We start from the raw sequence: 11875 nt of genomic DNA on the forward strand, positions 1-11875 counted from the left end.
AATAGAAGCGGAACTAAACCCAGGCCGCTTCAGTGCTGTCCAGGAGCATCGTGTTAGCTCCACTGAATCGGTACCGGAGTCCAGTTGGTCTGTGTGCGGCGGGAAAGTCGGGAGTGAAGCGGTGGTTGGACCAGGCCCGCGACGACCCCTCGATTCTGATTGATGCGCTCTTCGACGCTCCGGCCGAAAAGGCCATGAACGTGGACGTGACGGGTAGGTAGGTGTCGCAGTCAGTGGTGTCGCGTCTTGAGCCGAGATGAGAGCCTTGAAGGCTGAACGCAACGAGATTGAGGCTGAAACTGTGGGTTTGGCTGATTCGTTCCATCTTCGTCAGGAGTGAACGTCCGGGCTGGTAGTCGGCGTTACGACCCCGTCGCAGTTGCTCCTGGCGGTCGGTGCGTTCAGCGTGTTCCAGTTTGCAGGTCATTTGTCCGCGTTTGCCGAGTTTGCCCCTGTGGCGCGGTGGTCAGGGACATTGAGGCGAAAGCGTTCCCTTCGCGAGCAGGCAACAATCGGTTGAAGAACGCGTTGTTCCCCTCGGCCTGCGTGGCCTCAAATCGCAACGCTTTCCAAAAGGCCTATTGAGACAGAGAACGATATGAGGGCAAACTCCACATTGCTGCAGTGATGTGTCCGGCTCGTCGCCGGCACAACGTGCTGTTGGCGATGGTCCAAGCTGGGGCCCGCTACGAGGCGAAGACCCCAGCTGCTCCTTCACGACGAATGTAACGAGACGTCTGCAGCGTCTCGGCGTATCCCGGCGCCACCCGCCTCAGTCTTCGGGCTCGCTCACGTGGGCGCGCAAGACCACTTGAACGGCGGAGATGCCGAGCACATCGGCTGCCGTCATACTCAGGAGGGGGGCGCTTCAGATAAGAGCGAAGTCGTCGGGTCAGACTGAGACGGCGGAAGAGATCCGGTTGAGTTTGTGGCGGGCGAGGGCCAGGTTGGCCTTTTTCCTATCGAGCACGAGGTAGATGAAGAGCCCGTCGGTGTCGGTGGTGTTGAGCACGTTGATGAGGTGGTATTGGTTCTCGAGCGTGATCATAATGTCCTCGATGCGCTCGTTGATGCCAATATCGGTCATCGTGGCGAGCTTCGCGCGGATGACGTTCGAGTTGCCGGCGGCGGCGACGGTGAGGTCGAATCCGGGACTGCCGCCCGTTCCGAGCGCCATTCCGGAGGAGATGTCGACAATCGCGGCACCGCTGGCGCCGTCGATGGCGAGGAGATCGTTGATGGCTGATTCAATCTTCGACATGTGTGTTGTCTCTTCTTTCTTCTCTTCTGATTCTGCGGCCTGGGTGGCCTGCGTGATGAGGTGCGGCCCGGTGGGAGCCGGGCCGGCCTCGGTGTGCGGGAGGTTTCCGGGGAGGGAATCCGACGTTTCGCGGCGCGGGGGTGGAGCGAGGTCGGGATCGCTGCGCTTTTCGCCCATTGGAATGGCGATGTTCGCCTTCCTCCTGTGGGATGGGGTGCTGCGTGGCGGTGCGTTGGCGCGGATCCGGAGAGCCTCTGCCTCGGGGGCGACCGCCGAGGAGAGGGCGACTTCAGCTGGGTCGGGCTCGGTCATTGCGAAGGCGGGGCTGGCCTCGGCGAATTCGGGTGTGGTGAACGGTGCGTCAGGGATGATTGGCAACCGTGCGGTGTCGGCATCGTGTCCGGATGGGCGGTCCTGACCGTGGTCGAGAGCCTCGTCGGTCGGAACCGATGCGACGTCGTCGCCCCGTGCGGATCGCCAGAATCTTAAGTGCAAGCGGGTCCTTTCCGACACTTGTGGTGGTCTTAGTGATTGCCTTTGCCGACCAGTTCGCTGTCTCCGGCATCCGACCAGTCGTATCCGAGGGCGAGGACCATGATGCTGTCCTCGTTCAGGGACTCATTCGGATAGACATCGACAAGTGAACCTTCGCGCATGATCGCGATTCGGTGGCAGCGGCTTGTCAACTCGGTCATATCGGATGAGATGAGGACGACTCCGCTGCCCGCCTCGGTGAGCTGATCGATGAGTTCGTAGATTTGCTGTCGGGATCGCTCGTCCACGCCCTTGGTTGGCTGGTTGAGTACGAAGAGAACGCCCGGCTTTCGAAGCGCGCTCGCGAGCTTGATCTTCTGCTGGTCGCCCCCGGAGAGTTCTCCGATCCTGTCGTGTATGCTTGACGTCTTTACGCCCAAGGTCTTGACCAGTCGGATAACCTCGCCGAGGCGGCGCGCCTCGGACGCGAAGGACTGTTCCGGCGAGGCCTCATCCCCGATCACCGAGCTCGTCAGTGTGGCCTGTTCAGGGAGCGCGTCTTCGTCGTCTTCAGCAATGTTGACGATGCCGGCGCCGAGGGCTTCGTCAACGTCGGCGAACTCATGTTGGATTCCATTGAAGGTCAGCGTGCCCGAGTCGGGGCGGGCAGCGCCGCCGATGATCGTCGCGAGCTCGGTGACGCCTGAGCAGCGCAGTCCGGTGATCCCGACGACCTCACCGGTATAGATCGACAGCGAGGTTGGGGCGAGCGAGCCCGCACGGGTGACTCCGTCGAGGCGCATCAGCTCGGCACCGGTCTTGGGTTCTTTCGGACGGTGCTGTCGAGCGACCGGCTCTCCGAAGATTTCTTCAATCAGCGCCGCTCGTTTGGTCTCTCGGGGCACGAGCATGCGGTGCATTGCCCCGTCGCGGATGACAGCGATGCGGTCAGACAGGGACTGAAGCTCGTCGATCCGGTGAGAGATGTGAATGACCGACCGTCCCTGCCTCGCGAGCCGGGAAGCCAGTGCGTGGAACAGGGAAATCTCATGATCGTTGAAGCTTGCAGAGACCTCGTCGAGGAGGATGACCATCGTCTCTTCGCAGGCCAGACGCAGGATCTCCACGGTGGCCAGCTCAGCCGGAACCAGATCGTTAAGCCGATCGGTGGGGTTGATGTCCACCCCGTAGTCGGTGAGCAGATGGTCGGCTTCGGATTCCTTCGCCTTCAGATCAAGGGTGGACCGGAACGAGGTGCGGAAGATCGCTTCGGCCACAGACATGTCCTCGTCAATGCGGATGCGCTGCGGAACATAGCCGACGCCGATGGCTCGTGCCTCATCGATGCTGTCGGGAGCGTAGATCTCTCCGGCCAATGTGATCGAACCAGAGTCGGGTTTGATCTCACCTGAGAGTACCTTCATCGGGTCGACTTGCCGGCGCCGTTGGTTCCGACTACGCCCAGAATCTCCCCGCGGTAGAGGGTGAAGGTGAAGGAGTCCAGCGCTGTGCGGGAGCCGTAACTCACGCTCAGATTGCGGGCAGAAAGCATCGCTTCTGCGGGCAGCGCACCTGCATGACGGTCTCGGGTTTCGGTCGGTTGATCCGACGAGTCAATCTACCAGTTATGTTACCAGAACGTCAATGGGAGTCTTGGCGGTGAATTCCGGGCTCCCAGGCCCCTCTGTTGGCAGCTTGCGGACTTCTTTGTCGCCTCTCATAGCGGTCATTCGCCTCTGTCTCAACGATGCCGAACGATCGCGCTCATACCTGTTTTCGGAAAGGGAGTCGTGTGTCAATCGGTTTCGAATGCGGAAATGCAGGTGATCATTTTGGCATTCATGCGCAATTATTTCGGGTATTGCGGAGAGCCGCTCGCGTCTTGCGGGTCAAATGTACGGCAGGATCGAGGCGCTCGTTCCGACTCGAGGTGGTGGTGAACTCATCGCCTTCGTGAAAGGACACGACCGTGTTGCTGTCGCCCTCGCCTGATTCTCGACGCTGGCAAGCTAGCACGATTCTTCGTTCATCTGCAGTCGCATCGCGTGCGACACCGCATTGCATGTGCGAACTAGCCGCAGCCGGGTATCTTGAGGTGTGTGTCGGGACTTGATTCGGAAATTCAGTGGCCTCCGGTCACGCGGTCAGCCCCTCACCTCCACTGGGCTTCTAGCTCTTTGTCGCCTAGTGCCGAGGGCCGTATAACTTTGAGGTTTCCTTCGGGCTCAGACCCTAGTGACGATACGTTTCCTAGTTCGTACTTTCGGTTCGGAGCTAACTCAATGCCGAAGCAGCAGTTCGGCATGAATATTTATGGCATCGCTGAATACGAATAGAGTCGCCCCCTCCAGCAAAGGGTGGGGGCGACTTTGCTCTGTTCGGATAGTGATGCCAGGCCTTATGCGGCGTCAAGTCAATCTGCAACGAGTCGAGCAATCACCAGCGGTTCCACTTTGCGCAGGGCTTGAAGCGTTGGCAGCACTGTTGCGCTGATGGTGATGACGAGAACGGCGAGGATTGTCGCGGTGAGGGTTGCCATCGGTGGAACGAATGCGTAAGTCATACCGGCTGATGGGAGTCCAACTGCCACGACGGCGAGGGCGCCTGCAGCCATCACCATGCCCAGCAGAGTGGCAGTAACCGTAATGATGACGGCTTCGAGAAGCGGGACGAAGATGCGTTGCCGGGGTGTCGCGCCCACGATTCCGATGAGAGCCAATTCCGCGTCACGTTGCCGGGACATCATGATCAGCGAACCCACTCCGCCGGCCAGAGAGATCATCAGCGGAAGGCCGAGGAATACCAGCAGAGATGCTGGCCCGCTGGCGGTGATTTCAATGTCGTACCCATTGGCGATGAGCGTGGCCTCTAGTGACCCCCAGATTGCGAGCATTCCCAGGAGGAGGCCGATCGTCATCATCACCGGGACCACTGACCGTGTTAACCGGCGGGCACGCGCGCTGACGGTGCGTCGGGCCAATTGCCAACTCGCGAAGGGCAACGGCAGCAGGCGCACCCAGGCTTTAGTCAGAGGTCCAATGAGAATTGGTGCGAGTAGTGCCAGCAACACGGCGAAGATGACGAGCACAGTCATGCTCAGCAGAATCAAGTTACTGACGGTCTCAGAGTTGGGTTCGGACGTGAACGCGGCGATCGAAGAATATGCAGCGATGAGGACAAGGGCGACGAGACCAGTGGTAATGCTGCGTCCGACCGTCATACGAATTGTGAGCCCGTCAGCCGTGTGTTCTCGAACGGCTTCCACCGGAGCGATCTTGCTGCTGCGGATGGCGTGTCGAATCCCGCCGAGAACTGCTACTGCGATAGCGCCGAGTGTTGTGGCAAGGATCGGCCACAGCGAGTACACCGGATCAGGTACCGGCATAGATGTTCCGGCCTGGGTACGTTCGAAAGCGAGGAAATTCAGAGCTGGCCGCAGGGCCGCCACGGCAAGAAGTGAACCGATTAGGGAGCTGACGAGACTGACAACGACGAGCTGAACGACGACGGTTCCTACGATCTGCGGGGGAGTCGCACCGTTGAGGGAGAGCCTCGCCAAGGCACCCCTGCGTGCATTGAGTGCCATATTGGTGGCGGTACCGATGACAACGATGCCCACGGCAATGCAGAACAGTAGATTCTGTGCAGGGGTGATGACGAAAGCTGCGGAGTCCAGTGGGTCAAGGTCTTGGACTTGCATGAACCGGATTCCCGCCACCATTGTCAGCACCGAGAGAACGAGTGCGAAATTGGTTGCAACGAACGCCAGGCTCACACCTATCCAGGTCGACCAGGAGCCCCGGAGCTCGGCGAGCTGGAGATGCCACATGAGTCATCCCTCCCGACGTTTGCTGGTCAGCTGGGCAAGAGTGTCGGCGACCTGGGCGGCTGTGTTGGGGCGAATCTCGTCGACGAGGTGCCCGTCCCCGAGGAACATTACCCGGTCACAGCGTGCAGCCACAGCCGGGTCGTGAGTGACGATGAGGACGGTACGCCCCGGTTTGCGAGCAACTTCGTTGAGTTTCGTCAGTACCAGTTCTCCCGACCTGCTGTCGAGCGCACCGGTTGGCTCATCGGCGAAGACAATCTCCGGAGCTAGCGCCAGGACACGGGCCAAAGCTGTGCGTTGCTGTTCACCACCAGACATCGAGGGAGGCTGAGCATCCACTCGGTGTCCGAGTCCAACCTCGTCCATCACCGTCAGGAGCTGTTCGCGAGGTGGTTTGCGGCCTTCCAGCAGGTAGGGCAATGCCACGTTCTCGTAGGCAGTCAACGTAGGTATGAGGTTGTAGGACTGGAAGACGAATCCAACGTTGCCGCGGCGCATTTTCGCCAGAGCTGTTCTGGACTGGGTTCCGAGATCCATGCCGTTGAGCCGAACCTGACCACTGCTGGGGTGGTCTAGTCCAGCTAGGCAGTACATGAGGGTTGATTTCCCTGAACCTGAAGGGCCCATGATCGCGACGAGTTCGTTGGAGTCGATCTGTAATGATATTTCGTGCAATATGGGCAGATCGCGGCCGTCGACTGTGAACGATTTGGACAGGCTTTGGGCTTCAATAGCAGGCCCAGTGGCGGTTCTGGGAGTGCTATTGAGTTGCGGGGCGTGTGTCATGGTATTCGTCTCTTGCTTCTTCCATAGTTGACGACGTTCGCCTAGTTAGAGGCTTCGACATCGGGTGATTTAAGAGTTATCAGCGGTCACCGGTGGCGACAATGGATCTTGAGGAAGAGTGGGCGAAAGTTAGGTCGGCATCGACGACCTGCCAAACATCGCGAAAGCGTTGAAACCTCGATCATGTCGAGACGGAGCAGTAGCACCGTGAACTCCATGCCGCGTGTGGGCCGTGATCAGTTGTAATTATTCGGTAAGAGTCAGCTACTCGTGCGGCGACGAATCCTGTGTAAGCACGGCTTGCTGAGCAACGGCCAACGCGGGGCCGTGCGCGGAGGGCACAGGTTTGCTGTGGGGGAGTTGAACTGACAACAGCCACTGTTCGTGGTGGGGGCCAGCGTGAAAGGTGCCACTGAGTAAGTCGACGCGTTCACGGATGCCACGCAAACCCATTCCATTGGACAGCTCACTTCGTCGAGGCCGTCGTGATAGTGCACTCGTTATTTTTAGGGATGCTTGAACTTCATCGACGTGGAGGCGGAAGTCGCAAGACGTTGCGATTGGGGCGTACCGGAGGATGTTGCTGGTAGCTTCTTGCATGGTTCTCACCGCGGTCTTGATCTGTGCCTGATTCAGATCATCCGCAGCCGGATCGAGGTCCAAATGCACGTCAAATCCAGCGTCGACAAGTTCTACACGCAGCTGCTGTGCCATCCGCGAAGGCGTCACCAGCGGACCGGTTGCCTGCGCTGACCGGAGCCCGTGGAGGAGAGCATCAAGTTCGAGGCGCGCTGAGTCGATATTGCGGCGCAGCTTTTCGATCACACCAATGAGTACTGTGCATTCGTCTGAGGCAGAACTGGCCATGATCATCATCGTGGTGATCGATAACTGGTGGGCAACAACGTCGTGGAGTTCCCGGGCCAAGGTCTGGCGTTCCTGAGTAATTGCACTGTCGCGTGATTTCGATGCCAACGCTACGGACGATTCTGCATTCGCTTCTTCTTCGGTGAGGGCGCGCCAACTGATTCCGATGAGGACACCGGCAATAGCGGCATACCCGTGGAACCATCCATGGCCGTCACCGTTGGTTGCTGAATCCTGGCCGCCAAGAGCATAAGAGACGAAGAAAGTGACCAGCCCCGCGACCGCCATCATTGTCGGAATGAGCAGTTTGGGGTGCTGCCGCGCCACGATGAGGCAGATGACTGCGGTCGGTAGTGCGCTCCAGAAGCCAACAGGTTGATCTATCGTGACTATAAAGACTGCTGTTGCGAGACAGACGAGGCAGAGAGCAATACCCAGAGGCTTTCGCCAAAGAGTCACCGCGACTGCGGTGCAGGCAGTGACTTGGACCAACGACGCCGAAGTGAACCCGCCGATGACGGGACCAAGTAGCCCCATCGCGATGGCGAGAACCTCCAAGCCAATACGCATTGCCGGTGCTAGTCGTTTAAGCGTCTCTTCGGAGAGACTGGTGGCTCGGGACTCAACGCTCGTAGTGTCGCGTAATGCGTGGAGGAGATGTCGTGTCTGTCCGAGTAGGTCACGACTCGTTTGGTCAAGGCTCGTGAGCATGGCGCGAAGCTCTACGAGTGGGCGGTCGGTGGGCTGAGCTGACAGCTTCTGGAGTTTCCTAAGCCCGAGCTCTAAGAGGGCTTGCAGGTCATCAGCGAGCCGCAGCCGTTCGGTCCGGCGAATGTGTTCCGCCTCTTGCTCGAGAGCCCGAGCATGGTGTCGCGACCGCTCGATCACACGGAAGGAGACTTCAGCAACGGAACCCATGAGGAGCCCCAATGCCACAAGAACAATGAGGAAGACTCCGACTTCGAAACCCCATCCGGGATGAGCAGTTGATGTCTCCCACGCGGCGAGGAACCCTACTAAGGCACCGCAGACGAAGCAGCCGATGCGCATCATCCAACCCCCGCGCAACCCGGCGATGACACCGACAAGTAGCCACAACAGGTGGTCACTACCGATGGATTGAACGGTCAGGGCTAACACGGTTGATAGAGCAACAAGTACTCCGCCAAGCCAATGTTTGCGCCACAGGAGCGCGGCAGCCGCAGACACTACGAGAATGCACTGAAAGAATGTCAACGGGACCAGTCTGACGCCGGTGGAGTCTGGACCGAGTCCGCTGCCGACGAGGGTACCGGCGACTTCAAGTACACAGACGCCGAGGGCCGCGATGCGTACTCCGTTGCCGACGCCGGAGAGCACGCTACCTGTCTTGCCGTTGAGTTGGTCGCGCAATGCCCCATCACCGTCTTGCGTTGGTCGAGGGCTTCCTCGACTAACTACTCTTGTGGATCAAGTTTAGCCGACCCATTTCGACCGTAACGGGATCACGGACGTAGACCAAAAGTCGTGGTCAGAAAGATACGTTGCTTGATCACTCGTTGCGAGGCAGAGTCAAGATTAATCTCCAATGCTGCCCGTCCGGGTCCAATTCGACATGTAGCCTGCCCCCCCCCCTACGAGATCCGCGCGGGCCTTCAGCTGGGAGATGAACGCATGCGGTGGTGGCGGGAGCTGAGCCAGGGTAGACGCCGAACCGTTCTGGAATGAAAACCGGATCATGGACGAAGAAATGTCGGTAACCACTTGAGGCGGATCATCAATCGGCAGATGACGCTCGACGTGGTCCAAGGCCAGATTGATAGTAAGCACGAGGACGTAGCGAGAAATGATGTCGAGTCGGTCAGCCTCACGAGGCACCGCCACATGCACCTTGGTACGATGACGGTCTAATGTCACCTTCTTCTCACTCGCAGCGACGGTCAGCAGCCACAGGGCCGAGGTATTCAAATGTGGGGCTGGAGCGTCAACTGACCGTAACAACTTTTCGACGAGTCCCAATGCAGTCAACGCCTCTTGGGTGAGGCGCCGAATTTCTATGAGCACCCGAGGGCTGAGTCTCAGCGACCATCACCTGAAGGGCCACTGTCGACAAGCAATGTGTCACCGTGTCGTGGAGTTCTCTCATGATTGCGAGACGACCATCGCTACCCATCATGTGTCGGCCTCCTGGCCTATTTTCTGTCGTTGATGATGAGGGGATGTGTTTGGTGCAGGGAAGGCCACGTGTGGCAGTGTCGCGAGTTGAGGCCGCGGCTGATGAGGGGGAAGTCACCTGCAGAGCGGAAGAATTTTGCAGAACAAACTCTGAGGTTCCAGCGAAGTGACTTCCGATGCATGCGCCTCGGTTGCTACGGGGCCGAGAATGCTTCCCAATGCCAGCACTATTCCAACAGTAGTCACCGCGCAGTGCTTCATGATCTTCACTTTCTGAGGTTTCGGTTGTGTAGTAGTCAGCTTGGTCGACAGAGTGCTGTCTGCACCATTGACAACCGGCCAGGGGCGTATGGCTATTCGGCCATTCCTGAACCAAAAAAATTCCAATCTGAAATTCGGTTCACTACATCGGCTAGAATCTATTCATGTGTCGCAATCAATTGAGATACTGGTAGTCGACGACGACCCGCTTGTCCGTGCCTCCTACAGAGCCTTCTTCGACAACCAAGACGGCTTCGACATCGTTGGCGAAGCTCGCGAAGGTGCTGAAGGAATCGAGGCATACGGTCGTCTGTCTCCTGACCTGGCCCTCATGGATCTTCAGATGCCGGGAATCGCCGGCATCGAAGCGACCGCGGAGATTTGCCGGAAATGGCCGGACGCCTGCGTTCTGGCGATGACAACTTTCGGAACCAGCGATTACATCGTTCGTGCACTGCAAGCTGGAGCGGCCGGATATTTACTTAAAGATGTTGGTGGGCCGGGTCTGCTGGCTGGAATTCGACAGGCAATGAACGGAGACATGCCGCTCTCGGGGAGGGTCCGGCGCGAACTGGTAGAAGTAGTGGCCGAGGAACGTACTGGCCTATCTGCGAAGCCAGCTGACGTTGGATTGACAGAGCGTGAGGAAGAGTTGCTGGTGTGGGTGGCGCAAGGACTGACGAATCAGCAGATTGGGGCGAGAATGTTCGTCTCTGAAGGGTCAGTCAAGCAGTACTTGCTCAATGTTGGACGTAAGCTTCAAACGCGTTCCCGGACGAGCATTGTCGTTCGTTCCATCCAGTTGGGCCTCATTGACCCGTTTGAACTACCTTCGAGCGACGACTAGGTTCCATACGCCCAAGGGCCTAGGCAGCGGCAGGTGAGCTCACCGCAGGTCTGATGCAGTGAAGTTCATGAGTGGCGACGGTGATGCTGACTCGCATGGCCGCGTAGCCCTGACACGAACGGGTGAGGACTTCAACGGCGTTTGAAGAAGCGGCCAATGAACCCGGAATCGTTGGTTGATCGTTGCATGAGTGTCGTCGAGTCGAAGTCTGACTCCACTCCGGAGAGCGTTTGAACGAGGTGATTGCCAGCTGCGATGAGATTGTCAGGGTCATTGAACAGGTGACGCGGTAGTCGGCCAATTGATGATGTGTAGGTCTCCCCGGAGAGCGCTTCCAACGCTGACAGGGATTCCACCGCAGAGTCAGGGTCATCGATGAGGTATGGCCAGTCTTTGGTGACTATTCCGGAGTAGTTTTCGGTGAAGTTGGTGGGGTCGATGTAAGAGGCGACTCCAAAAGCGTGGAGAAGTGTCCGGTAGGCGATTCGTTCGTCGCAGCCTTCATCAATTCGGCACGGGGTTGTGCTGAATGGTCCACGACGCCACTCAACTTCCGCCGGGACGCACGGGACCTCTAGCGCGGCGAGTGCGGCAAGGCGGTGGTTGCCGTTGCCGTTGATGCGGAATATGTCGCCGAGTGGCGATTCGTAGCCGTCAACATTGATTCGTAAGAATCTATCGTTAATGATCGAACCGTCCGAACCGATTCCGAGCAATTCTTGAAGACCACGTTCTTCGCCACGCTCATTGGCGATACGTTGAGCAAATTCTGCGATACCGGTGATGCGGTCAGGGGAGCGGCCACGTTCGGATTGATGATCGTAGTACGCGCGGTCGCTTGCGTCATGAATGAACGACTGTGTCCCAGGTTCCTCGAGGAGCGCTCTGTTTGGGTTGATCCAGCTCCATTCGACGTCCTGTTCAGGCAGTCCCGCATATAGTTGTCCGAATGATTCATCAGGCAGATACGGTCGCGGGCGGGAAGCGAAAAGAGTGATTCTCTTCGTGAGCTCGTCGACGTCGGGAACTTTCATGCTCTGGAGATGCTTGATGAGCAAGGTATGAGCGGTTCGTGCAGGGGGGTGCCCCTATATTTTTTGTAGGTCCTGAAAGGGATCTGGTCGCTGGTCCTGGTATGGCTTTCTTTCCCTGTCATTGATGATCCGGGGGGTGTTGTCGCCAGGAGTCCAGGGCGCGCGTTGACTGCTGATAGGGGCTTGGCCCAACACTGTTGAGGTCTCGTCGTAACGTGGGTGCCAGCATCGGGTGTCGTGACTATTCCCGCGGCCGTTTCTTCGATGGTCAAGGGGGACTGTCATGGATGTTGGGTATGCGGTTTGGTTTGGTCTTGATGTGGGAAAGATGAAGTGTCCTGGGTTTAGTTCCTACCTTAGGT

Annotated in this window: 9 protein-coding genes; 1 reads left to right on the plus strand and 8 read right to left on the minus strand. The window is 58.3% G+C overall.

The window, feature by feature from the left end:
• Window positions 1-892: 892 nt before the first annotated feature.
• The 7 genes from HMPREF3162_RS12020 to HMPREF3162_RS05870 form a co-directional block, all read right to left on the minus strand.
• Entirely contained in the window at window positions 893-1756 is an 864-nt protein-coding gene (locus HMPREF3162_RS12020; RefSeq protein WP_226829409.1) for a roadblock/LC7 domain-containing protein, read from the minus strand.
• Window positions 1757-1785: 29 nt separating this feature from the next.
• Complete coding sequence (locus HMPREF3162_RS05850; protein ID WP_070573538.1) at window positions 1786-3159, minus strand: ATP-binding cassette domain-containing protein; 1374 nt, start codon at window positions 3157-3159, stop codon at window positions 1786-1788.
• Window positions 3156-3263 carry an ATP-binding cassette domain-containing protein gene (locus HMPREF3162_RS12085; RefSeq protein WP_176745717.1) on the minus strand — a complete coding sequence of 36 codons (108 nt, stop codon included), beginning with the start codon at window positions 3261-3263 and terminating at the stop codon, window positions 3156-3158. The genes HMPREF3162_RS05850 and HMPREF3162_RS12085 overlap by 4 nt, the downstream gene beginning before the upstream one ends.
• Before the next feature lie 885 nt (window positions 3264-4148).
• Complete coding sequence (locus tag HMPREF3162_RS05855) at window positions 4149-5510, minus strand: FtsX-like permease family protein (RefSeq protein WP_070424726.1); 1362 nt, start codon at window positions 5508-5510, stop codon at window positions 4149-4151.
• Between the two features lie 57 nt (window positions 5511-5567).
• On the minus strand, window positions 5568-6350 hold the full coding sequence (locus tag HMPREF3162_RS05860) for an ABC transporter ATP-binding protein (protein ID WP_070424727.1): 783 nt from the start codon (window positions 6348-6350) through the stop codon (window positions 5568-5570).
• A gap of 264 nt (window positions 6351-6614) precedes the next feature.
• On the minus strand, window positions 6615-8609 hold the full coding sequence (locus tag HMPREF3162_RS05865; protein WP_141750160.1) for a sensor histidine kinase: 1995 nt from the start codon (window positions 8607-8609) through the stop codon (window positions 6615-6617).
• A 165-nt stretch (window positions 8610-8774) separates the two neighbouring features.
• Window positions 8775-9260: a hypothetical protein gene (locus HMPREF3162_RS05870; RefSeq protein ID WP_070777209.1), complete on the minus strand. Its 486-nt coding sequence runs from the start codon at window positions 9258-9260 to the stop codon at window positions 8775-8777.
• A gap of 538 nt (window positions 9261-9798) precedes the next feature.
• On the opposite strand from HMPREF3162_RS05870, the gene HMPREF3162_RS05875 reads away from it, so the two are divergent.
• Window positions 9799-10479: a response regulator gene (locus HMPREF3162_RS05875; RefSeq protein ID WP_083274360.1), complete on the plus strand. Its 681-nt coding sequence runs from the start codon at window positions 9799-9801 to the stop codon at window positions 10477-10479.
• Between the two features lie 131 nt (window positions 10480-10610).
• Here the strand turns inward: HMPREF3162_RS05875 and HMPREF3162_RS05880 are convergent, their stop codons facing one another.
• A complete protein-coding gene (locus HMPREF3162_RS05880) occupies window positions 10611-11513 on the minus strand; it encodes a hypothetical protein (protein WP_070777210.1) in 903 nt (300 codons plus the stop codon).
• Window positions 11514-11875 lie beyond the last annotated feature (362 nt).

The organism is Brevibacterium sp. HMSC07C04 (genome assembly GCF_001815905.1).
GTDB lineage: Bacteria > Actinomycetota > Actinomycetes > Actinomycetales > Brevibacteriaceae > Brevibacterium.